The 21,451-nt window shown below is 55.9% G+C and carries 23 protein-coding genes and 1 pseudogene; 10 read left to right on the top strand and 14 right to left on the bottom strand.

The window, feature by feature from the left end:
* Positions 1-422 precede the first annotated feature (422 nt).
* The 5 genes from H7687_RS19010 to H7687_RS18990 form a co-directional block, all read right to left on the bottom strand.
* Positions 423-977 carry a recombinase family protein gene (locus H7687_RS19010; RefSeq protein WP_183350344.1) on the bottom strand — a complete coding sequence of 185 codons (555 nt, stop codon included), beginning with the start codon at positions 975-977 and terminating at the stop codon, positions 423-425.
* A gap of 187 nt (positions 978-1,164) precedes the next feature.
* Positions 1,165-1,923 (bottom strand): metallophosphoesterase family protein, encoded by a 759-nt coding sequence (locus H7687_RS19005; protein WP_183350342.1) that lies wholly within the window; start codon positions 1,921-1,923, stop codon positions 1,165-1,167.
* Between the two features lie 764 nt (positions 1,924-2,687).
* Positions 2,688-3,182: a hypothetical protein gene (locus H7687_RS19000; RefSeq protein WP_183350340.1), complete on the bottom strand. Its 495-nt coding sequence runs from the start codon at positions 3,180-3,182 to the stop codon at positions 2,688-2,690.
* 11 nt (positions 3,183-3,193) lie between these two features.
* Entirely contained in the window at positions 3,194-3,745 is a 552-nt protein-coding gene (locus H7687_RS18995; protein ID WP_183350338.1) for an HNH endonuclease signature motif containing protein, read from the bottom strand.
* Positions 3,742-4,107, bottom strand: a complete 366-nt coding sequence (locus tag H7687_RS18990) for a hypothetical protein (protein ID WP_183350336.1) — start codon at positions 4,105-4,107, stop codon at positions 3,742-3,744. Before H7687_RS18990 ends, H7687_RS18995 begins: the two co-directional genes overlap by 4 nt.
* A 145-nt stretch (positions 4,108-4,252) precedes the next feature.
* Here H7687_RS18990 and H7687_RS18985 point away from each other — a divergent pair, with 145 nt between their 5' ends.
* Positions 4,253-4,651 (top strand): helix-turn-helix domain-containing protein, encoded by a 399-nt coding sequence (locus H7687_RS18985; RefSeq protein ID WP_183350334.1) that lies wholly within the window; start codon positions 4,253-4,255, stop codon positions 4,649-4,651.
* Positions 4,652-5,080: 429 nt separating this feature from the next.
* On the opposite strand, the gene H7687_RS18980 is transcribed toward H7687_RS18985, so the two are convergent.
* The 3 genes and pseudogenes from H7687_RS18980 to H7687_RS22230 all read right to left on the bottom strand — a co-directional run.
* On the bottom strand, positions 5,081-5,674 hold the full coding sequence (locus H7687_RS18980) for a hypothetical protein (protein ID WP_183350332.1): 594 nt from the start codon (positions 5,672-5,674) through the stop codon (positions 5,081-5,083).
* A gap of 806 nt (positions 5,675-6,480) precedes the next feature.
* The gene (locus H7687_RS18975; protein ID WP_183350330.1) at positions 6,481-7,944 is read right to left on the bottom strand and encodes a Fic family protein; all 1,464 of its coding nucleotides are present in this window, start codon (positions 7,942-7,944) and stop codon (positions 6,481-6,483) included.
* Between the two features lie 270 nt (positions 7,945-8,214).
* Positions 8,215-8,379 (bottom strand): annotated as a pseudogene (locus H7687_RS22230) (helix-turn-helix domain-containing protein); the annotation flags it as partial.
* Between the two features lie 400 nt (positions 8,380-8,779).
* On the opposite strand from H7687_RS22230, the gene H7687_RS22225 reads away from it, so the two are divergent.
* From H7687_RS22225 to H7687_RS18955, 3 genes are all read left to right on the top strand, one after another.
* Positions 8,780-8,959 carry an entericidin A/B family lipoprotein gene (locus H7687_RS22225; RefSeq protein ID WP_371877588.1) on the top strand — a complete coding sequence of 60 codons (180 nt, stop codon included), beginning with the start codon at positions 8,780-8,782 and terminating at the stop codon, positions 8,957-8,959.
* Positions 8,960-9,323: 364 nt separating this feature from the next.
* Entirely contained in the window at positions 9,324-9,701 is a 378-nt protein-coding gene (locus H7687_RS18960; protein ID WP_183350324.1) for a hypothetical protein, read from the top strand.
* A gap of 894 nt (positions 9,702-10,595) precedes the next feature.
* Entirely contained in the window at positions 10,596-10,733 is a 138-nt protein-coding gene (locus H7687_RS18955; RefSeq protein WP_183350322.1) for an entericidin A/B family lipoprotein, read from the top strand.
* 202 nt (positions 10,734-10,935) lie between these two features.
* Here H7687_RS18955 and H7687_RS18950 read toward each other — a convergent pair whose 3' ends face one another.
* On the bottom strand, positions 10,936-11,331 hold the full coding sequence (locus H7687_RS18950; protein ID WP_183350320.1) for a hypothetical protein: 396 nt from the start codon (positions 11,329-11,331) through the stop codon (positions 10,936-10,938).
* 125 nt (positions 11,332-11,456) lie between these two features.
* The gene (locus H7687_RS18945; RefSeq protein WP_183350318.1) at positions 11,457-13,001 is read right to left on the bottom strand and encodes a multicopper oxidase domain-containing protein; all 1,545 of its coding nucleotides are present in this window, start codon (positions 12,999-13,001) and stop codon (positions 11,457-11,459) included.
* Positions 13,002-13,493: 492 nt separating this feature from the next.
* Between H7687_RS18945 and H7687_RS18940 the strand changes: the two genes are divergently transcribed.
* Entirely contained in the window at positions 13,494-13,916 is a 423-nt protein-coding gene (locus tag H7687_RS18940; protein WP_281376735.1) for an arsenate reductase ArsC, read from the top strand.
* Between the two features lie 241 nt (positions 13,917-14,157).
* On the opposite strand, the gene H7687_RS18935 is transcribed toward H7687_RS18940, so the two are convergent.
* Positions 14,158-14,436: a hypothetical protein gene (locus H7687_RS18935; protein WP_183350316.1), complete on the bottom strand. Its 279-nt coding sequence runs from the start codon at positions 14,434-14,436 to the stop codon at positions 14,158-14,160.
* A 54-nt stretch (positions 14,437-14,490) separates the two neighbouring features.
* Entirely contained in the window at positions 14,491-14,778 is a 288-nt protein-coding gene (locus H7687_RS18930) for a hypothetical protein (protein WP_183350314.1), read from the bottom strand.
* Positions 14,779-15,061: 283 nt separating this feature from the next.
* Between H7687_RS18930 and H7687_RS18925 the strand changes: the two genes are divergently transcribed.
* A complete protein-coding gene (locus H7687_RS18925) occupies positions 15,062-15,307 on the top strand; it encodes a hypothetical protein (RefSeq protein WP_183350312.1) in 246 nt (81 codons plus the stop codon).
* Between the two features lie 126 nt (positions 15,308-15,433).
* Positions 15,434-15,763, top strand: coding sequence for a hypothetical protein (locus H7687_RS18920; RefSeq protein ID WP_183350310.1), 330 nt, complete (start codon positions 15,434-15,436; stop codon positions 15,761-15,763).
* Here the strand turns inward: H7687_RS18920 and H7687_RS18915 are convergent, their stop codons facing one another.
* Both H7687_RS18915 and H7687_RS18910 read right to left on the bottom strand, forming a co-directional pair.
* Entirely contained in the window at positions 15,764-17,026 is a 1,263-nt protein-coding gene (locus H7687_RS18915) for a glycerate kinase type-2 family protein (RefSeq protein WP_183350308.1), read from the bottom strand.
* A gap of 312 nt (positions 17,027-17,338) precedes the next feature.
* Entirely contained in the window at positions 17,339-17,689 is a 351-nt protein-coding gene (locus tag H7687_RS18910; RefSeq protein WP_246405008.1) for a hypothetical protein, read from the bottom strand.
* A 323-nt stretch (positions 17,690-18,012) separates the two neighbouring features.
* Here H7687_RS18910 and H7687_RS18905 point away from each other — a divergent pair, with 323 nt between their 5' ends.
* The 3 genes from H7687_RS18905 to H7687_RS18895 all read left to right on the top strand — a co-directional run bounded on the left by H7687_RS18905 (position 18,013) and on the right by H7687_RS18895 (position 21,435).
* Positions 18,013-19,635, top strand: coding sequence for a methyl-accepting chemotaxis protein (locus tag H7687_RS18905; RefSeq protein ID WP_183350304.1), 1,623 nt, complete (start codon positions 18,013-18,015; stop codon positions 19,633-19,635).
* Positions 19,636-19,843: 208 nt separating this feature from the next.
* A complete protein-coding gene (locus H7687_RS18900; RefSeq protein WP_183350302.1) occupies positions 19,844-20,608 on the top strand; it encodes a substrate-binding domain-containing protein in 765 nt (254 codons plus the stop codon).
* 68 nt (positions 20,609-20,676) lie between these two features.
* Entirely contained in the window at positions 20,677-21,435 is a 759-nt protein-coding gene (locus H7687_RS18895; RefSeq protein WP_183350299.1) for a substrate-binding domain-containing protein, read from the top strand.
* The last annotated feature ends 16 nt before the right edge of the window (positions 21,436-21,451 follow it).

Genomic DNA, 21,451 nt, shown 5'->3' with positions numbered 1-21,451 from the left:
ATCCCCAGCGGCTAACAAAAACGCTTTCAAAACCATGTCTCGAGCGGTTCCAAAGGCAGCGGCAACGGCCGCCCCTCTCTATGGAACGCCTTGCGTTTGTTGACGTCTTACGCGCAGGTTAGCCCAGGGAACGGAAGTTGACTGTCCGGGGGGGGGCAGTATAGTTTGTGCAGTATTAAAAGAGCAGTGGAGGTGAACGGACGTGCGCACAATCGCCTGAAAATCCCGCCGACTGACATACTGCTCATGCGCCCGAAACTGCTTTTATTGTCTTAAGATAGGAGAGCAGGAGTTGCTTATACCAGATTTAGTCATTGGAAAGGACAGGGCAGGAAATCGGACGGGATGTTGATGAAAAGAGGATGGGTGTTCCTAAAATCTGCATGCTTGCATATGTCAAGAAAAGGCACTGGAGCCACCTTCTAGACACGCAGGTACTGATAAAGAGTCTCACGCGAGATACCCATCTCGCGGGCAAGAGCGGCACGTTTCTCCCCTGCGGCGGTCCGCCGCTTCAAGTCTTCAACCTGCTCGGGTTGCAGCACTCGTTTCCGGCCGCCGTAGACTCCCTTCTTCTTGGCTTCGGCAATGCCTTCCATCTGCCGCTCGCGGATCAGTGCTCGCTCAAACTCTGCCACAGCCCCTAGGAGGGACAACAGCAAGTTCGACATAGGCGAGTCCTCGCCGCTGAAGATCAGATTCTCCTTTATGAACTGTACCTTGATGCCACGGTCGGTGAGATCCTTGACCATCTTCCGCAGGTTGTCGAGGTTCCTGGCTAGTCGGTCCATGCTGTGAATGATGACCAAATCCCCTTCTCTGACGAATTCGAGCATCCGCTTCAGTTCGGGACGGTTCATGTCTTTTCCGGAGAGACGGTCCGTAAAGGTCTTGTCGAGGTTCAGACCTTCAAGCTGTCGGTTAATATTTTGCTCTTCCGACGAAACCCTGATGTACCCTACCCGCTGCCCCTTCATGTGAACCTCCAGCTTCCCAGAAAGTGTCAGGGTTCCTCTTAAACCTTCACTGCGACCATGTCAGAAAACAATCAAGGGACCACATTCTGACGCTTTTCAGAACTGCATTTACTGTGTATTTTCGGTATACCCCAATTTGACACCAGCCGGCGGGCTTGCCTATGCACCTATACCACCCATTGCACCGTCATTCATGTCGCCCGCAATCCGTACAGGTTCCGTCTTCATTAAGATAGTCAGCCAGCAGTAAGCACCTGGTGCATCGTCTACGTCGATCAGGTAGCGGTAGCGCGATGACTTGGCTCGTCTGGGTGTCAAACAAAAAGACACTTTCCCTGTTGCTCTCTGTGTTCAGCGCTATATATTTTTCAGCCACCTCGGGTTTCTCGAATGAGGTGTGCCCGAAAAGTTGATGAATCCCCGTATCTAGCCAGAGTTTTTCCTGCCTCAGGTCAAACCAAAAGCATCCGCCAAGGGCCGCTGCTCCGTCCCTGGCAATCCCTATATCGAAAATGCTGTGGTTTTCCCCACGGTAGAGCCACCCGTTCATTGCTTCATTGATCCTGGTGGCGACCTGTTGAGCGGGTTGCCCTAAAGTCAATTTTGTGCTGCACCCTGCGTGGGTGCAGAGCCAACCATCCACAACGTAGGCCGCGACGAATCGCCTATGGTTTACCTCGACGACCTCTTGTATCACCGTTTCCCGATACTGAAATCCACTGCAGCGGAAAGGTGGCGGCACTAGGTAGTGCAGATCGTGGTTCCCCCACAGGAGCACAGTGGGACTATCTAGGAGTAGTTGCAGGGCTTCCAGTTGGCGTTGCAGTGGCTCCAAGGGAGAGTCCAGATAGTCGCCCAAAGCGATATGTTCCTGGTCGGGCCGATACTCAAGGAATGCCCGAACCTTCTCGACGTTGCCATGAACGTCGCCTACGATGATTGCCATCATCTCCTCCGGTTGATAGATCGATAATTACCCCGTCCCCAACAGGAATCTTGAACAGTCCTATTGTGGCCACTTGCTCCTCAGCCCCCTGCCTCGTTTTGAACCACCTCTATCGTTGGACATTCCTCAGCAATCACAAATGCACAAAACTCTTCGCCAGCCCCTTCGCGCGGTTGGTTCCTGATGGCTGCATAAAACTCGTCGTTCCTGATCCCCAAGGGGATAGCCTTTCCTCCGATATGAGCATTTACCCTGTCAATGTACCTTCCCCCGGATTCTCCGCAAAAGCAAGTGCGGTAGGTACCCAGCCTTAACTTCACAATGTCACGACAGCTTGCGCAAAATATCAATTTCATGGAGTTTCACCTACCGGCTCTTTATCGATGCACAGACAATCTGAGTTTTCGTGAAGGAGTGCTATTGCAGTTTCATACTCGGCTGATACATTATCGGCGACAATAGCTCTGACACGACAGACGTGCGACCATACATATTGTCCGTCAGGGTCAGCCCCTGGCTTCCCCTTCAGCCTGTATACTCTGCCAGACTTGGTAACCGCTTCAGCCTTAGATGCGTCAAAGCTTGTTATTGGGGTACTTACCCGTCCTTCGCGATCTTCCATGTTGTACCCAACCAAGTACCGCTCTCCGGTCTGTGCTGCCATAACAGACCACCGGATGAGGTTAATTGACGGCTGCTCAGAAGGCGGTGGGGTTGCCCAAATGCTTCCCGCTATCGCTTCTGCCATAATCTCTTCTAAGGTTTTAGCCATATAGGTCCTCCCTGTCTAAGCTGGGTTCTGGCCCCAACTCTTCGGCAAATACGTACCACATCCTTACGCCCAGCAAATTCTCCAGATATCGCTGTTGCGCTATCCGCGCGATCCGCACGCGTTTGTACATGTCACATTGGTCAGCGCATGAACTTTCCCCCAGAGCCAGTTCGACTTTAAAAAGTTCACCCAGAGGCTCGTTCAGAGCAGTGGCGTAGTAAACGTCCACCTCACCCCTTTTCCCCTTCGGAGCTCTATGACGGTCTTCGGACCAACTATCCAACAAAAGGTTGGCACTCGCCGTGAAAACATAGTCCGGCACAGGCCTGTAGCCGAACTCCCACTCATTGACACGCGTCCCGGGAACGGCTTTTTTCACTAACCCCTTGTAATAGATCGAGATGTACATGCCCATCTGGCTCATGGTCAGGTGAAGCGCTTGGCGTATTCGCCTGATATCAATTGTGACTATATATTTTGTCGCCATCCCTGCTTCCTTTAACCTTCCAACTGCCAGCCTTTACGTAGGTCGTCCAACTCTGTGGACCGCCGAACAAAGTCCCGAGTCAGCCTGTAGCGATTAACGATGTAGTCGATGCCTGTACAAGACTGCGCAAGATGTTTCAGTCGTACGTGCAGTTCGCGATGTAAGCCTTTCGGCAAAGCAACCAGGTTAGATGGATCATTATCTAAAGGATGCTCATTTACATGGTGAAGAACCCAGCCTTCTGGCACCTTTCGCGCGTGGCACCTTTCCCAGACAACAATGTGCTCAAACCGACTGATACGTTTTCGTATGCTTGGGAAGTACAGGGTCAGCAGGCGATAGCCTTGGGAGGTTCGAGTTACCTTCGCGTTACCCCATTGTGGGTCTATGCTTTCAACCACGAGGGCCTGCGTAACCACAACCTTTTCCACTTTTTTGGCGGATTTCGCAGTGTGGCGCCGCGTCACGAAAAAGGCTGCGCAGTCACGGTTACAGTAACGCTGGCCAGCATTTGTGACCAGCATCTCGCGACCACAGTGTAGTGTGACAAGGTGCTTCTTCATACCGTCCCACCAGCCTTCCCATAAAACAACCGTGCTTGTACAAACGAGGCACTTTTGAAAAGTGCATCTCCCGACAGCTCAAATAGTGCGAGGTGGGGCAATGCGCCAATGCCATCATGAACCATCTGCAACTTGACCCGTAACTCAAGCGCAAAACCCAGGACCTCCCTCTGTGAACCGGGAGCAGGCAATCCGGTCTTGGCACGCCTCAACCCCAGTGCAAAGCTTGCAAGTCTCACATATGATTTAGTGTCCTTTTCCGCCACGGCCAACAAAGCCTCAGCAGCCTCCACAGACAATTCATCAAGGTTAAGAAAGACATTTTGAGAAATCCAGACCTTCCAACTTTCAGCTGCCTTCATAGCACCCTCGCAAACCCGCAGTCACCATTATTGTAAACCTATAGTTAACTATACTCTCCAAAACGCACCCACGTCAAGAAAAAAGTGACTTCTAGTCAACAACCTTTCTTGCTAAAGCGGATACACAGATGCTATAGAAGGGGGTATGGATACTAAAGAGGGTGGGTACACCGACGCAAAAAGCAGCGACCGCAAACTCCTAATCAAACGCTTAGATCAAGCCATGGCTGACAAGGCCTTAACAGCTGCGCAACTCGCAGATAAGCTTGGCGTCACCAGGTCTGCTATTAGCTATTTCAGAAGCGGAAAGCGTCAACCAGGGCGCGTGATGCTAGGACGAATGGCAGATGCCTTATCGGTAACGGTTGATTACCTGCTTGGCGAAAGCGAACAACCGGATGTTTCTGACTTGCTGAAGAACAGACTGATCATGCAGTTAGTGGGCTACTTTCAGGAACTGAGCGATGAAGACCAGCAGAGAGTACTGGATATGGTCAAACTAATCTGGCAGACCGCTAATAGGCGCTCTGGAAGAGTAGAGTAGGATTGGGACGGAACAACCCCTCACCGCTGCCGAACTTGAGAATATAATAAAGGACTACGTTGACTATTGGAGCGATCCTCTCGGCAAAGGTGACCTAGACGTAGCGGCCGCTGACCGCCTAAAGAAAGAAGCTTTACCGATCGCACAACAATTGTTGTCGATGCTGAAAGATAGGGAGTAACCTTGCTGGGAAGCTGTTAAAAGCAGAAGCCGGTGCCCACCATGGGTGACCGGCTTTTTTTGGCCATTCGGATTCTATGGTGAAATTCCACCTTACTATTCGGATACCCTGAATTTGGAGGCTGGGTAGGCGCCGATCAGCCAGAAGAACAAGTACAGCTTGATCGCGGCGTTGCGCCAAGCGAATCCTTTGCTGTGGTATGGGTCATCGGCTATTCTCGGCTAGGGGGACAGAGCTTGGCAGCGGCATTATTTCTTTTTTTTCTTTTCGCTGACATTGTGTGTTTCGCACATAAAGACGCATATTATATTTACGAACAAACTAGCAATCAACAGGTAAATGTTATAATGCTTTATATTTAAGTATAAAGATGCGATTACTATTACTGTCATAAATGGCAGCACTAATATGTTTGATAATTTGGCCAACATATTTGAATATTTTTTAATACTTCCAAAAATACAAACTAAAGCAAAGACTTCAGGGAAAACGATGAAATATTTAATCGTCATATTTGCTGGCAACAATTTATGAAAAGTAATAAAACCGATAAATACCGGCATTACAAATATCAAGGCAATATTGATTATTATCGCCATTAGTGAATGTGGTCCATCCGGATCCCACGAATCAGTTTTATGGGCGTCTTTAGAACCATAATTGTTTGTCAGCACTTTGTAATGAGCAACCCCGTCAGCGTGTTCACTTGAAAGGCCATTGGCTTTGTTTCTACGATACTCTTCATCGTAGTCTTTCTGTTTATCTGCGTTTTTATAAAATCTCCGACCTTGCTTTTCGTCGTAAGAGTTACCCATCAACAGATCTATAGGGTTCTGCTTCATATTTTGTCTCCAATATCACCAATTCGTATCAACTGAACGATACTAGATATCGCGTATGATATGTGTGCAGTTTGATCCGCAACTTGCCGTGATAGACACACCTATATTTGTGAAAACGTACTTGATTTCGACTCCCCAACTTTCGATGTCAGCTGCGCCCATTGCTGATGACATGTTGTCGACGAATTGATTGAGGGACTGAAGCTCTTCATCAGTTAAATTCAAAGCATTATTATCAATCATTTCCACCTCTTCCAAAACCTTAACATTTTGGCACCTCTACGCCGTGAAGGCCTTCGCCCGCATTGATAAGGCCCGGCAGTTTTCAGCAGCCAAAATTGATAGATCCAAAATGGCATTAAAGCTTTCTTTTGTCAATTTTATGGAAGATTTTTTCGTCGAGGTACATTTGGTGAGTACTCAACGGTGGACAGATCGGCGATTCCAAGCACCGCACCGGGTTAAAATCCTACCCGTTAGCCAATGCGGGCGCAATGAAGCGGTTGATGTGTGCGATGTGCTGACGGGACGCCTATCTTTCCATGGCGGCCAGGATCTGCCCAGGGTCGGGGAACTCGCGGAAACTCGTCTTCTGCCCCCTGAACTTTCAGAACACGCTCCAGGCACTGCCCACAGAAACCTCTACGCAGGTGAATCCGAGGCTATGCGCTTCCCGCCCGGTCTGTCGCTTGTTCAGTCTCATGATTTCCTCACTTCCGCCCGGTGATGCAGCACAAAACCGGCTATTTGGAGAGTAAGGTAGAAATTCCACCATCAAATCCTAATGGCCCTTTTTTATGTGACCATTACCTTTCGCCTTCAAAGATGTGCAACCGCTTGTCGTCGGCAGGATCCTCGAACGCATTGCACTTTGCCATCTGATACTTGGCGGTTTCGTAACCTCGAAAGTCAATGCTATGGACGAACTTTTGCGCGAAGGACATCACCTTGATGAACGATTCCGGCTGCTGATGGTTGGTAATCCTCTTCAACGAGCTCACATATTCATTTCTGAAGACGGACGGGACGATGATCCGAGTCTGTTCGGTTGCGACCAACTCTGCGTTCATCATGGCCCTGGCAGTCCGGCCATTTCCATCATCAAAAGGATGCACCTCTGCCACAAGGAACATTATTAGTAGGGCGCGGGCAAAGGGGTTTTCCAGCGCGGTGTACAAGCCAAACCCCTGCAGCAATGTTCCTTTAACAAGAGCGGGATCAACAAACCTGGTCGCCCCGGCATAGTTGACCTCTTCCTTAAACTGACCCGGATGCTTATCAGGCCGTCCAGTCATGATCTCCGAATGCCTTGAACGGAGTAACTCGAGGAATTCCTCAGCGGATCGAGGAGTCCGGCGCATATCATCGAGACTGCTTACGACCCGGTAGGTCCCTATGATGTCGTGGCCATCGCTGGGCCGGCTCAAAGGAACGAGGCCGGTGTCGATGATGTCCTTCGCTTCGTCGACTTCAAACTGTGTCCCCTCAATGTAATTGGAAAAATATGCATCGAAGAACCCGATGTTGTAAAAGGCACTTCCGGTGGCCTTCGTAGGCATAGGTTCATACACCAACTGGGCCAGAGCCGCCCTCAGGGCCTCCGCCTTCATCAGAGCATCTGCGTCGTACGGGACCCCCAACTGCTGGGCCTTGGCAACCGGGTTGACCAGGGCTGCCTGACGAGTACCGAGCAAGGCGCCAATTATCTTGTCGAGCTTTTCGAACTCCCGATTGTACCCGAGCGCATCAGAGATTTCTCTGGCCTGATCCCTTAACCGGTTAATCCCATCTTCCTTCTCGGCGTTTAGGATGTCGACCAGTTTCCTCTCTATCTCCTCTATATCCACGTTCTTAGACTCTTCCCCTCTCACACGAGAAGGTGTCAGGTTTTCCAAAAGCATACGGGCGCGCGAGGACATGTAGGCTGACACGAACGGCATATCTGAATCGAGCCTACCCGGCCCCTTCAACTGAACGAAAGTGACCCCAGGCAGCGGAATCGTCCTGAGATACCCCCCTGTCACGTATATCTTCCCTCCTGGAGAAATCCTGGATTCGAAGGCTGTGCGATGACTCACGATGCAGCCGGGGAGGATGATGCCAAGGATCATCGCCCAGTTCTGACGGACCAGCATCGAAACATCGTCATCTACTTTGCTGGTGTAGAGGTTTGGGCCGATCTTACGGACCCTACCAGCGTCCACTTCTTTAGAAATGTGCTTTGATGTCTCAGTTGTCGAACTAAAAAAAGGGGGCATTTTTTTAAACATAACAGCCTGTACCTCTTTCCCGAAGTGCGTTTTTTTGTTATTAACTGCTCGCTACGGGTGATTTTTTAAAAATAGATACGATTTTTTATAATTAACCACCGTCAGCTCGACCTGCTATTTTTTCAACTTAAGAGCCCGGCACGAGCCTTCCACGCCTATTTTTTGTTATTAAGTAGCACCTTTGGGAAATTTTGTAAATATAAAGGCAATATTATATGATTAAGCGAGGTCGTCAGGGTAGACCATCTCAGATGGTTGATGCAAAATTAGCTACCACACGTCCGGGTTGCGGTTGTCCGTACGCCAGTCCGCCTTTGTCTGCAGCAAGAGTTCGCAGTCTAGGGCGGACAGCAGTTTGAAGAGGGTGTCGACCCGCAAGGCGTGACGACCTTGCTCAATGCGCGAGATCATCGCCTGATCCAGGCATATCAAGGCACCGAGTTCGGTTAAATTCGAAACCGGGCACCTAACATCGTGGAAAAATCAGGCCTAGACTTTCACTGAACTTTCACAAGCCCTACTGATTTCGGATGGATTTCACCAGACTTCATTGGACTCTGGCTGGTGGGGTGAGTTGTTTAAGTATCTGATATCACGTTAGTTGCCTATTTCTCTGGGGGGCTTGCACTAGCCTTCGAATCCCTATCTCTCCGCCATTAAAAAGAAAGGCCAGTCATAGTGACTGGCCTTTCTTTTTCTATCTCATCCGATCAAGGGAAGAACGGTCCTGCTTTCTGTTCCAGTCCACATTTCTCCTTAACTGGGACAATTCTTTTGGTTATAATGAGAGAAGTTGTGCCAGTAGGTATCGCATTATGCGTCAGGTAACTTGAGAATGAAGTGTGGGTCTCGCAGGCCCTCAGGAAAGGAGAGAACGATGAAGCGGAAAATAGCTGCTGCCGTAGCCGTTATACTCGCCTGCATGTGGACCTTGACCGGGTGCCACACGGTCAAAGGCTTTGGCGAGGACCTGCAAAGCGGCGGAAGAGCCATTGAAAGGGCTTCAGGGAGATAATCCCAAGGCCGGTCGACGACGACCGGCCTTTTCTTTTGTGACTAACTCCTTGCTCGCCTCCCCCCCCCATCCCCCCCCTCCGTCTCACCCCACACCGGACTGTCGAGTTCAACTTTTGACCCCGTGTTCATTTTTAGGATTTTTTAATACCGCTAGATACTTACCCGGCGTCGCCTGCCCTTGGGTGTGCGAACGGAGAACAGGCGAGAGTGAAAGCGGTGTTCAAGTGGCAGGCAGTAGGGCAGCAAAAACACGTGTTAAAACAAGCTAATAATCATCCACCTCCGCCACACGCCCAATTTGGCACGTCGGGTGAAATGATCCTGTACAGGAGTTCAACCACACCAAGACACGGAGGTAAGCCATGAACGAGTACGTTTTCAACTCAACCGGCCCGGACGCCATCTACCTGGCAAACATCAACATCTTCTTCCCCGTTCTTTTCAGCCTCGAGCTCTTCAAGAACGGGTGGCCCGAACACAAGTTCGGGTCGCAGACAGTGCTGCAAAACGACGCGGACTGGTACCGGCAGATGTACGAAAGCGGACTGACGGGAAACCGGCTGCACATAGCAGCCCGGAAGTCGGCGCGTGAGAACCTCAGTGGGCGCATCCAGAAAATTTTGCGGTACGCCACGGTGATGGCAGATGAAAACGATGTGAAGGCCCTGCTCAATTCAGGCGTGGTCACCTACAAGACCAGGAAGAAAGCTCGCAGGACCGCAAAGCCCGCTCAATCCTAAACAGCACGAGGTGCTACCGATCACCTCATCTTCGCTAGCCCCTCCATCACCCTTCCATGCGTAAAGATACCCCGACGGAACCACACCTTTGTCAGGTGGGGACCACGTCGGGGTTTTTCATTCATTTGGGGCACCAAACATCTGCGCACCCGGGCCGCCTCCGCACTCCCCATCGTCGTACGAAAAACAGGAACTACATTTACTAATGTAAGGGTATCTTGAATTTAAAGCAGACCTGCTTTTTCTAATGTAGGGGCGTGTTTAAAATAAAGAAGGTCCGCAGATAAAAAAAGGAGGCCGGCACATGCCAAAAGCAGGTGATGGAACATGAAGGCAGGGTCTGGCACATCCCATCCACACGGTTTTAAAAAGAATGGCCATTACTGGGACCTCGCTTGGGGTTCATTTATTGTGAAATAGGTTCACGGGGAATGGAATAGCCCCACTTCTACGCCGGTTGAAAGGCCGGGTTATTAATTAGATACTCCGCTCAAATTGACCAGGCCCTGCTTTGAATCGACCATGACAATGTTTAAAATAACCATGGCCTGTTTCAATTCGAACAAGACCCGGTTTAAAATAACCATGGCCTGCTTCATTTTAACAGCGGTCGTACTTCTTTTAGAGACGACCTCCCCGCGTTTACCTGCAAGCCGCTAGAAATCCCCTCGGGTTCATCTCGCGCTTAAACGCCTCATCAAAAGTTTCATTGCCGCCTCGCGCAATTCAACCGTCATCCCTGCAACATTAAATTGATGCTGCCAGGTTTGCCTCCGCCCCCATAGGCGTCCCTCTCAAGACGCTATTTGCGATCTTTGGGCGGTCGTGATAACATTAGCTGTCGCCAATACAACAACAAACGGTTCTTCTGCAAGAACAGAAAAGGAGGACATCATGAAACGTAAAGTCGCAACTGCAGTCATGCTCACTCTGACCACTCTCTGGGCTCTGGCAGGCTGCCACACCGTCAAGGGGGTCGGCGAAGACATGCAAAGCGGTGGCAGGGCCATCGAAAATTCTTCCGGGCGATAGTTTCTGTCCCGCAGCGAAACGAAAAGGCCAGTCGCAAAGACTGGCCTTTTTCTATGGCTCTTTCAAACCTAAAGTCCTTCACCGAAGGGGGGACTGGCTCCGCCAGGTGCCTGTCCCCTTAGGTTTCGGTAAGGGGGCGGGGACGGAATGGAGCGTCCCGCAAGAGGGACAGGCACCTAACGGAGCCAGTCCCTTCCTACAATTACTTCTGTACTGAGCGCACGACTCTCCCGCGTATCGCGAAGGCCAGACGGGCCAGGCGGCGGTGCGGGTAACTGGGATCGACGATGGGTATCCCTTCCCTGCAGGTCACCAACCCCTCCTCCTGTGCCCTTTCGAAACAGTCGTGGGCAGCGTTTCTCAGGGTGTCGAAAAAGAAGATGGATGAAATCATGGCGGTGTAACAGGCAACCCCCAGCACCTCGTGGGACATGAGCCCGCTGGCGTAGCCGCCAGCGGCCACCAGGGCAACATAGGGCGCGCTTACCAGCGCCGTGTAGAAGATCAGCGTCGCCCGGGCCCGGATCGCCGCCTTGGTAAGCCGCACCCCTTCCCAGGGATCTTCTTCATCGAAATGGTAGTAGTCACCTTCCCGCATAGCACCCTCCTACTCTGGCGACGCACCGGAATTCGGCCTTGACATTGTACCGGATAATCGCAGAGCAGGGAACCGTTGTCACGAGGTCCTCGTGCCAGTCATCTCCTGATGTCGCCATCATCCTTTTACATCCCCATTGGGCCGGACATGAGGTGCCAGGCGCCCATCATCCCGATGTCTTCGTGTTCGACGATGTGACAGTGGAACATGGTCATGCCGTCGTAGTCCCTGACCGGCACCAGCAGGGTCGCACTCCCCATCTTGGGGATATTGACAACGTCCTTCCACGCCGGCGCGGTCGTGTACAGGGAGGCGTATCCGGGATCCCCGCCGTTGATCGAAAGCACCTGGCACGGGTTCACATGCTGGTGGAAGGGGTGGTCCATGCCGCTGTTGTTGTACACCTCCCACACCTCATAGTCCCCGACCATGGACATGGCGGTGTAGCAGTTGTTCATGCCGGTGAAGGAGATGCCGTTTATGTAGCCCTTGCCCATCATCATGCCGAGGGTGATCTGCTTGCGGGGCAGCATGGCGAGGTCGATGGTCTGCCTCTGCGCCTGCGGGTTGATGGTGGCGGGAATGCGGTCGTCCATCAGGAGTCCGGAATAGGCAAGGGTGAGCAGGGTGATCTGCTGCAGACCGCTCATCCCGCCGCGGTCATAGGGCAATGACAGCAGCTTGAAGGCGCCGCCTCCCTGGTCGGCTTTCACGAGCACGTCGATGCGCTCTCCAGGCGCCAGGATGATCGTGGAGAGGGGGTAGGGACGGTCCAGAAGGCCGCCGTCGGTGCCGACCAACTGCATGGTGTGCCGGTCGAGGGCCAGCTTCAGGTAACGCGCGTTGCAGGCGTTCACGATCTGCCAGCGCTGCACCTGCCCCGGACGTATGTTCAGCACCGGGTTCACCCGGCCGTTGATCATGACCAGCTTCCCTTCCTTGCCGTGCATGAACTGGGAGGTGGAGGTGTACGGCTCGGGAACGCCGCTTGCGATGGTGAGGTCCTTGATCATCATTACGTGCGTTTCCACCCCGGCCAGGGGGCTTGTTGCGTCATCGGCTATCACCAGCGGGCCGGCCAGACCTCCCCAGTACTGCTCGGCCACCGTCCCGTGGACGTGGGGGTGGTAGAAGTTGAGGTGCCCGGGTTCCTCGCAGGAAAGGTCGTACTCGTAGTCGAGGGTTGCCCCGGGGGCGGCCATGCGCATCACGTTGTCCGACATGAGGGAAGGAGATACGTGCAGCCCGTGGGTATGGAGGTTGGTGATGTTGCGGGGATGCCCAAGGATATTGGTGGCGGTGGTCTTGGGAAGCATGTTGACCAGGCGGACCTTTAGCTTTTCCCCTTTGGCGGCCGTCACCATGGGGCCAGGATACATGCCGTTGTAGGTAAGCAGCGTCACCGCCGTTCCGTTTACCTTCAGCCGCGCCTGCTTCACCTGGAGTTCGTAGACACCCGAAGCGTCTTTGACAGCGGCGGGAATGTCGTAGAACGCTCCTCCTGGCGCAGGGTCAACGACGCTGACAGTTCCACCCATCCCGCCCCCACCCGTACCGCCGCCCATCATGGCGGCCCTGGCCAAGGCGGGATGCAGCGCAGCGCACGCTCCCACAGCACCGACGGATGCCAGTGCCAGAAATTCCCTCCGGGTGGTCTTGTTTCCTTTCATCGTCTGTACCTCCGTGTCAGGCAACTGGACACGCATCCGTGTCAGAAGTCCACCAGGCCGGCCCCACGTCATGCCATGCTCACTGAAAGGGCCTGCGTTCCTGAATGATGGCATGAATTCTTACCGAAATTTTCCCCGTGGCAAGCACGGGAATTGTTATTTTTTACCCACAATACAGCAGCTTAGGGAAGCGGCGCCCCCCCGGGGTGTCAGAGGTAGATAGCGGTGAGACGGGATGCGGTTGCGACACCATGCACAGCTGCTATGAACCGGACCACCGGCACCATAGCGACATGGTCCCCTTCAGGATTGACTATATCCGCATCGGCGGATATAGTCGCCGCCGTGAAAGATCTGCTCTTACTCTACAGGTCACTGGCGGACGAAACGCGACTGCGCATCCTGGCGCTCCTGCTCGGCGCGGGAGAGCTCTGCGTGTCAGGCACAGTTGCTGTTGCAGCTACAAGCCGCTGAACCACATTCGGAGAAGCCGTGCAGCCTACAAAAAAGATCCTTTTCCTTTGCACCCACAACTCCTGCCGTTCCCAGATGGCAGAGGGGCTGGCCAACCACTTCCTCGGCGACAGGTTCGAAGCCTACTCGGCCGGGACCGAGGCAACGCGCGTCAACCCGCTGGCGGTCAAGGTCCTGGCGGAGATGGGTATCGACATTTCCGGGCACCGGTCCAAGACCCTCGACGAGTTCGACGGCGAGAGTTTCGACTACGTGGTGACCTTGTGCGGAGACGCCAACGACAAATGCCCGCTTTACATCGGCGGCACGCAGCGCAGCCACCACGGCTTCGACGATCCTTCGCGCTGCGCCGGGACCGAGGAGGAAGTTCTGCCGGAGTTTCGCCGGGTACGCGATGAAATCAAGACGTGGCTATTGGAGTACTTTGGAGTGCGCAAATAACGAAGACCTTTTCCGCACCTGTCCGTCCTTGACTGCTGGCTGACACTCTGGTCTTCACCGCCATGGCACTGGGTGTGGCGCAGCGCGGTGCAGATGGCCTAAAGGTGCGCCAGGTGCAGGTCCGCACCGCGGAGAAGTTCGGCCGAGGGGAAAGAATACGCAGGGCCGGTTGTGACGTGAAACGACAAGTGGGCACCCCGGCCCGCGGGTGCCCACATTGTACTTCTGCCTGTGACAGGACCTATTTGCCGCCCAGCGCCGTCTTTACCTTCTTCAGGGTATCGATGTTCTTCTGCAGGCCGCTTACGTTCTTCTCCATTTCGGTGATGGTGGTGCCCAGCTGGGCTACGCTGCCGATCACGCCGCCGCTGCCGGCCGCCCGCTGCAGCAGTTCGCTCCCCAAGTCTCCCATCTGGGCGTTTGCCCTCTGCTCGGTGATCGAGCCGCAGACATACCCTGCCACAAAGACCACGGCAAAGGCCGCGACCCGCAAGCTGTAGATGACGCTTTTCTCTTTCATGTCAGCCCCTCCCTGATGGTCCACTCACTGTGCACCGCCGCGCCGCTTGCCGGCCTACTTTTTCTTCTCCTTTTTCTCCGGCTTGGCGGCACCGTCCTTGGCCTCGATGCTGGCGGCTTTCATGCTGTACATGATGGTTACCTTGCTGCCGACCTTCACGTCACCGGTTACCTTGGTGTCCTTGTCCTTGGCGATCTGCCACTTCTCGCTCCCCTTCTGCACTACGATCATGTCGTCCTTTACTTCCAGCACCGGACCGGTGACCTGGTAGGTCTTGGGGGCTGCATAGACAGTGCTGGCGGCAAGCAGAGTGATTCCCGTTAAAGCTGCGATCAGTTTCATTCCGTTTCCTCCCTGAGATTTGTGAGTGTAGAACGCTAAATTGATAACAGCTTGCCGACGCAAGTCAAACGGCGACGACCGGCGAAACGTGCGAACGACGAGGCATCGCGTCTTGCCTCATTTGCGGTAGCCGCTGAAGCAAATAAGGCAACCTTGCGCCCCTTTCTGCGGCACGGCTGCTCCGACTTCACGTAAAAACAGCAAGTTGCCACACCCCACCGCGCTGGCACGACTGATGCTCTAGAAAGGGAAGAAGTCCAACTTTAAACCAGGAGATTCACAAATGAAAAAGATCGTCTCTTCCGTAGTTGCTGCTCTCGTTGCTGTTGCTTTCGCTGGTGTTGTTTTCGCTGCTGACGCTGCTCCGGCTGCTCCGGCCGCTCCGGCTGCTGAAGTGAAAAAAGAAGAAAAAGCTCCGGTGAAGAAAGCTGCTAAGAAGAAAAAAGCAAAGAAAGCTGCTAAGAAAGCCGAGAAGAAAGAAGCTGCTCCGGCTGCACCGGCCGCTCCGGCTGCTCCGGCTGCGAAGTAATCCAGTTTTTACCTGCAGCATCAAAAGCCGCCCGTTGCTCGACATCGGGCGGCTTTTTTAGTTTCACCAGGCAGCACGCTGTAAAGTAGCGACTCGCCCCGCGCCGGGGCACCTCAGGGGTGTATCATGCGGAAGGTTCTCAACGCCGGGCGGGGATGGGTAACGGCGGGATATGTGCTGGTCGTGTTGCTGGGGTACGTCGACTACCTGACCGGCGACTACTCACTGCTGCTCTTTTACCTCGCCCCGGTGTCCCTCATTGCCTGGCAGGGAGGACGGCGCGGCGCCCTCCTGGTATCACTGCTCGCCGGCCTGGCGCGCTACGTCTCCGACTACTACAGCCACTCTGCCTTGACCTTCAAACCCTGGCAATCGCTGGAAGACACGGCACTCATCGTCGCGGTTGCCTTCCTGGTCCTCGTGATGAAGAAACTGATGACGGAGAGCCGGGTCTGATCAGCCGGTAACGAGAATGGCCCTGAAATCGTTCACGTTGGTGAGCGTGGGGCCGGTAACCAGTCTTTCGCCGAGGGTAGCAAAGAAGCCGTGCCCGTCGTTGTCGTCGAGGCTTTGCCTGGGGTTGATCCCCAGTTGCCACGCCCGCGCCAAGAGGTCAGGGCTCACGAAGCCCCCCGCTGTCTCTTCCTGTCCGTCCACCCCGTCGGTATCACCCGCCACCGCATAGATCCCCTTTTCACCTTGCAGCGCCAGCGCGAGCGCCAACAGAAACTCCACGTTGGGTCCGCCGCGTCCGCCGCCGCGCACCGTCACCGTGGTCTCCCCTCCCGACAACAGGACGCAGGGCGCGGCGAAGGGCTGCCCGCGCCGCGCCACCTGCAGCGCCAGCGCCCCCAGCGCCTTCCCCACCTCCCTCGATTCACCTTCGATGCGGTCGCTGAGGATGTGCGCGGCGATGCCGTTGGCTTGCGCGACCTGCGCCGCCGCTTCCAGGGCCGCCTGCGGCGTGGCGACCAGGCGGAACCGGGCGCCGCCCAGGCGCGGGTCGTCCGGCGGCACCGATTCCCCGCGCCCGGACTCGAGACACGCGCGCAACGAGTCGGGCAGCCGGATGCGGTAACGGTCCACGATGGCGAGCGCATCGGCACAGGTGGTGGGGTCACCTACGGTGGGTCCGGAGGCGATGTCGGCAGGATCATCGCCGGGAACATCGGAAATGGCCAGGGTAAGCACGCGGGCCGGGTGGCAGGCGGCGGCAAGCCTCCCTCCCTTGATGGCGGAGAGGTGGCGCCGGACGCAGTTGATCTCGGAGATGCCGGCTCCGCACCGCAACAGCTCCCGGCAGAGCTCCTGCTTGTGCGCCAGGGTCACCCCCGGCAGGGGCAGCGGCAACAGGGCCGAACCGCCGCCGGAAATAAGGCAGATAACGAGGTCTTCCGGGCTAAGGCCGCGCACCAGTTCGAGCATCCTTGCCGCCGCAGCGCATCCCGCCTGGTCCGGGACCGGATGCGCGGCGCTCACCACCTCGATGTACCGGCAGGGCACCTCGTAGCCGTAGCGCGTCACCACGAGCCCCGCGGAAATCTCGCCGCTCCAGGCGTCTTCGAAGGCATGCGCCATGGCTGCCGACGCCTTCCCCGCTCCGACCACGACGAGCCTCCCCTTGGGCGGCGCCGGTAGGTGGCGCGCCAGGCAGTACTCGGGACGCGCCGACAAAACGGCGGCTTCAAACATCTGCTGCAACAGCTTGCGCGGCTCCATGGTTCCTCCCGTGCGGTGTTTGGTCCCTCGATAGATACAACAGTGAGGTGGTCCGGCGCAACGGGGAATGCGCACCAAACAAAACGCGATCGGCGACTATCTTCCGCCATGCCCATCCCCCTCTCCCTCCGGGAGAGGGCTGGGGTGAGGGCGCTGCAATAGGCAATAATTGTGTTTCGTGGCACCTCCCTCACCCGCCCTTCGGGCACCCCGGAGGGAGAGGGAACCAGCGGAACATTCTCGCTAACCAGGAACAAAAAAAGCCCGCGGGATGTCCCGCGGGCCCCTTGCGTCACCATCGCTCGGTATCGGTTAATACTGCTCCCTCTTGATCCAGCCGTACTTCTCCCCCGCATAGAAGTGGCCGTGGCAGGAATACGGGCCGCTGTTGTAGATATCCACCACCATCACCTCGCCGCACACCGGACAGGGAGGGGTCGGCTGTTCCCTGTTCTTCGCCTCCGCTCGCAGGTCTTCGAGTTGGCTTTCCAGCATCTCGATGCGCGCCACCAGTTCGCGATCCAGCAGGTGCTCCAGACACCCCTGGACGCCGCATCTCTGCTCTTTGCCGTCCACCAGCACCGGGTGCTGACACTCGGTGCAGCTGCAGTCGACCTGGAAATTGCCGCACAGCGGACAGCGGTTTTCTTTGATCTCCGGCAACGCAAAGCATCCGGGTGGATAAATGTAACTCAGAATGGATCGGGCCATGTCTCTTCCTCCCACTGCCAGCCAGTCGCTGCGCAGAACTGGCGGCTAAAAGTTGCGGAAACGGCACAACGGTTAACATCCTGCCATAAAAATTTCATAATGCAAAAAGCAACACTGACACCGGCAACGTGGCAGCGTCCCCCCGGAATCTGAGACCGCGCAACGGGCGAGAGTGGGACAAATCGAACTTAGCATTGAGAATTCACCAATTTTGTTCAGAAAAAACGCACCGATGAGAAGGCACAAGCAGCGCCATTGAAATATGAGGAGGAACTATGCTGGCACGTCTCAAAGTGGGAACCAAATTGCTTTCGGCTTTTCTGCTGGTCGCGGTGCTAAGTGCGGTGGTCGGCGGTATAGGCATTCTGAAGATCCGGCAGATCGACGACGCCGACACCCATCTCTACGAGGCAATCACGGCACCGCTAGCCGATATCGCGCAGATGTCGATCGCCTTCCAGCGGGTCCGCATCAACCTGCGCGATTTCGTCGAAGCAAAGCAGGAGAGCGAACGGCAGGAAGCGCTGGCGACGATAAAGAAGCTGCGCAAGGAGGTCGGTGACCGGGCAGAAAAATTCAAAAATGCCCTCGACACCGACGAGGAACGCAAAGGTTTCAACGAGTTCATAGAGTCGCGCAAGGTCTACGGGAGCTACATCGACCAGGTCACCAGGCTGGTCCAGGCAGGCAAGGCCGAGCAGGCCATGGACCTCATGCACGGGGAGGCCAAGAAGGCGGCCCTGCACGAACAGGAACAGCTCAACAAGCTGATGGAACTGATGGAAGGCCAGGGCAAAGCCGCCTCGGACGAGAACACGGAAGTGGCTGACGCTGCCACCGTCGTGATGTCCGTCCTCGTGATCGCCAGCCTGGTGATCGCCGTCGTCTGCGGGTTGGTGATCACCAGGATGATCACCAGGCCGCTGCAGGCTGCGGTGGGGGCTGCCAGCGCCATCGGTGCCGGCGACCTCACCGTCTCCATCGAGGCCACCTCCGGCGACGAGACCGGGCAGCTCATGATTGCACTGAAGGCGATGACGGACAACCTGCGCAGCACCATCGGCAAGGTCGCCGACACCTCGGCGCAGGTCGCCTCCGCGGCCAACCAGTTGCACGCAACCTCCGACCAGATCGCCACCGGCGCCGAGGAAGTGGCGGCCCAGGCCGGCACCGTGGCCACGGCAGGCGAAGAGATGTCGGCCACCTCGTCGGACATAGCGCGCAACTGCCAGATGGCGGCGGAGGGGGCCAAACGCGCCTCAAGGACCGCCGAAAACGGGGCAGAGGTGGTGCAAGGCACGGTAACGGTGATGGGGCAGATCGCAGCGAAGGTGCAGGAAACCTCCAGGACCGTCGAGAGCCTGGGCGAGCGCAGCGACCAGATCGGGGCCATCATCGGCACCATCGAGGACATAGCGGACCAGACCAACCTGCTGGCGCTGAACGCCGCCATCGAGGCGGCCCGCGCCGGGGAGCAGGGACGCGGGTTTGCCGTGGTGGCGGACGAGGTGCGCGCCCTGGCGGAAAGGACCACCAAGGCCACCAGGGAGATCGGCGAGATGATCAAGGCGATCCAGAGCGAGACCAGGGGGGCCGTCGTCGCCATGGAAGAAGGGGTGCAGCAGGTCCAAAGCGGCACCGCCGAAGCAGCCAAGTCGGGCAGCGCGCTGCAGGAGATCCTGGAGCAGATCAACGACGTGGCCATGCAGATCCACCAGGTGGCGACGGCAGCCGAAGAACAGACGGCGACCACCAGCGAGATCTCCAGCAACATCGTGCAGATAACGCAGGTAGTGCAGCAGACCTCGCAGGGGGCGCAGGAATCCGCCGCTGCGGCAGCACAGTTGCGCATGAACTCCGAGGAACTGCAGCATCTGGTGCACCAGTTCCGGCTTTAGCTGTCCAAAGAGGAGCCGGACTTTCCCGGCTCCTCCTCCCGCCACACAACTACTGCCACTGTTTCAAGAAGAACCTCTCCCTGTCATAACCTCGTCACCGTTCACTCAAATATTACTTTCAAGTTTCGTTACAGTGTGTCGAATAGAGCACTTGCGGCTAAGTGACAATGGCCTTTTACACTTCATCTTGTACCTAGGAGGAATGACTATGAGAGCAATGCGTGTTGCGGCAGCAATTATTGTGTCCGTACTGGCAGGTGTCGCCGCCCAGGCCGGCGCCGAGGAACTGAAGATCGGAGCTGGGGGCGCGCCCACCGAGAATATCCTGAAGCCGATCCGCACGGCTTTCGAGCAGGCCTCCGGCCTCAAACTCTACATCGTCGCCTCTGGTCCGAAGAACGCTTTCGTGGACCTGCAGAAAGGTGAAGTGGACGCCGCCGCGGCAGGGCTCAGCTACCAGGACTGGCTGGCGCTGATGAAGAAAGAAGGAGCGGAGGTGGCGCAACCTGCTGCCTTCACCCCCGTCGTCGTCGGCAAGGATAAGATCAAGGTGCTGGTAAACAAGGAGAACAAGGTCAGCCAACTGAGCGCGGAACAGTTGCAGGGGATCTTCTCGGGAGAAATCGGATCGTGGAAGGAGGTCGGCGGAGAGGATGTGCCGATCCTGTTGGTGGTCGGCAAGCTGACGCCGGGCACCAACAGCATGTTCTTCAAGAAGTTCCTGGGCGACAAGGCGGTCGCCAAGGACGTCATCGACGCCACCACGGCCGAGGACGTCAGGCTCAACGTGGCCTCGAACCCCTCCGCCATCGGCTTCGGCCCCCTCTCACTGGTGGACGAGTCGGTCAAGGCGGTGCAGGCGCCGGAGCTGGCGCGCGACATCACCCTGATCACCAAGGGAAAGCCCTCGGCCAAGGTGCAAAAGCTCCTCGACTTCATCAACGGCGAGGGGAAAAAGTACATCAAGCAGTAACGCGGCGGTTGCAGCCGGCGCTACTTTCTGTCTCGCTAGAGACCCACTAAACCAGGAGGGGACGCAGCATGAAAAGAGGTATCATCAGTCTGGCACTTGTTGCTTCGATGGCCTTCGGCAACACCGCGATGGGCGAAGAGATCAAGGCGGGAGGGGGCGGCGCCCCCATCGACGGCTATCTGAAACCGGTGCAGGAAGCCTTCGAAAAGAGCACCGGCATCACGCTGAAGCTAAACTTCAGCAGCGCCACCCTCGCCTTCAAACAACTGGCGGCAGGGGAGTTGGACCTTTCCACAGCCGGCCTCGCCTACCCCGACCTGCTGAAGACCGCCAAGAAGGAGAATATCGAGGTTGCCGATCCCTCCGCCTACGTCGCCACCGAGATCGGCGCCAGCAAGATCTACACGGTAGCCCACAGGGACAACCCGGTCGCCGCTCTCACCATGGACCAGCTGAAGGGGATCTTCACCGGCAAGATCACCAACTGGAAGGAGGTGGGAGGCAACGACGCCCCCATCCTGATCGTCCTTTCCTCGATCAACCCCGCCACCAATGCCGCTTTCAAGAAGCTCGCCCTGGGCGATGCTCCCTTTGCGGCCGACGTGGTCGACGCGGGCAGGTTCGAAGACGTGCGTGAAAAGGTCGCCGCCAACCCCGAGGCCATCGCGTTCGGCCCGGTCACCATGGTGGATGCCACCATCAAGACCGTGAAAACCCCGGACGTTGCGCGGCCGGTGATCGTGATCACCAAGGGCGCCCCCTCGGCCAAGGTGCAGAAGCTGATCTCCTTCATCAAGGGCGAGGGGCAACAATACATCAAGCAGTAACCCGACTACCGTTTCC

This window comes from Geomonas paludis, from assembly GCF_014193585.1.
Taxonomy (GTDB): Bacteria; Desulfobacterota; Desulfuromonadia; order Geobacterales; family Geobacteraceae; genus Geomonas; species Geomonas paludis.
The sequence above is the reverse complement of the archived record's forward strand: the minus strand, read 5'-3'. Positions and strand labels throughout refer to the sequence as shown.

Excerpts from the sequence above, each read along its gene's own strand:
- H7687_RS18925 (WP_183350312.1), top strand. The coding sequence starts at position 15,062 with ATGAAAAAGATCGTCTCTTCCGTAGTTGCTGCTCTCGTTGCTGTTGCT.
- H7687_RS18980 (WP_183350332.1), bottom strand. The coding sequence starts at position 5,674 with ATGAAGCAGAACCCTATAGATCTGTTGATGGGTAACTCTTACGACGAA.
- H7687_RS18935 (WP_183350316.1), bottom strand. The coding sequence starts at position 14,436 with ATGAAAGAGAAAAGCGTCATCTACAGCTTGCGGGTCGCGGCCTTTGCC.
- H7687_RS18960 (WP_183350324.1), top strand. The coding sequence starts at position 9,324 with ATGAACGAGTACGTTTTCAACTCAACCGGCCCGGACGCCATCTACCTG.
- H7687_RS18905 (WP_183350304.1), top strand. The coding sequence starts at position 18,013 with ATGCTGGCACGTCTCAAAGTGGGAACCAAATTGCTTTCGGCTTTTCTG.
- H7687_RS18975 (WP_183350330.1), bottom strand. The coding sequence starts at position 7,944 with ATGTTTAAAAAAATGCCCCCTTTTTTTAGTTCGACAACTGAGACATCA.
- H7687_RS18900 (WP_183350302.1), top strand. The coding sequence starts at position 19,844 with ATGAGAGCAATGCGTGTTGCGGCAGCAATTATTGTGTCCGTACTGGCA.
- H7687_RS19010 (WP_183350344.1), bottom strand. The coding sequence starts at position 977 with ATGAAGGGGCAGCGGGTAGGGTACATCAGGGTTTCGTCGGAAGAGCAA.
- H7687_RS22225 (WP_371877588.1), top strand. The coding sequence starts at position 8,780 with ATGAAGTGTGGGTCTCGCAGGCCCTCAGGAAAGGAGAGAACGATGAAG.
- H7687_RS19005 (WP_183350342.1), bottom strand. The coding sequence starts at position 1,923 with ATGGCAATCATCGTAGGCGACGTTCATGGCAACGTCGAGAAGGTTCGG.
- H7687_RS18985 (WP_183350334.1), top strand. The coding sequence starts at position 4,253 with ATGGATACTAAAGAGGGTGGGTACACCGACGCAAAAAGCAGCGACCGC.
- H7687_RS18895 (WP_183350299.1), top strand. The coding sequence starts at position 20,677 with ATGAAAAGAGGTATCATCAGTCTGGCACTTGTTGCTTCGATGGCCTTC.
- H7687_RS18990 (WP_183350336.1), bottom strand. The coding sequence starts at position 4,107 with ATGAAGGCAGCTGAAAGTTGGAAGGTCTGGATTTCTCAAAATGTCTTT.
- H7687_RS18955 (WP_183350322.1), top strand. The coding sequence starts at position 10,596 with ATGAAACGTAAAGTCGCAACTGCAGTCATGCTCACTCTGACCACTCTC.
- H7687_RS18915 (WP_183350308.1), bottom strand. The coding sequence starts at position 17,026 with ATGGAGCCGCGCAAGCTGTTGCAGCAGATGTTTGAAGCCGCCGTTTTG.
- H7687_RS18995 (WP_183350338.1), bottom strand. The coding sequence starts at position 3,745 with ATGAAGAAGCACCTTGTCACACTACACTGTGGTCGCGAGATGCTGGTC.
- H7687_RS18950 (WP_183350320.1), bottom strand. The coding sequence starts at position 11,331 with ATGCGGGAAGGTGACTACTACCATTTCGATGAAGAAGATCCCTGGGAA.
- H7687_RS18920 (WP_183350310.1), top strand. The coding sequence starts at position 15,434 with ATGCGGAAGGTTCTCAACGCCGGGCGGGGATGGGTAACGGCGGGATAT.
- H7687_RS18945 (WP_183350318.1), bottom strand. The coding sequence starts at position 13,001 with ATGAAAGGAAACAAGACCACCCGGAGGGAATTTCTGGCACTGGCATCC.
- H7687_RS19000 (WP_183350340.1), bottom strand. The coding sequence starts at position 3,182 with ATGGCGACAAAATATATAGTCACAATTGATATCAGGCGAATACGCCAA.
- H7687_RS18930 (WP_183350314.1), bottom strand. The coding sequence starts at position 14,778 with ATGAAACTGATCGCAGCTTTAACGGGAATCACTCTGCTTGCCGCCAGC.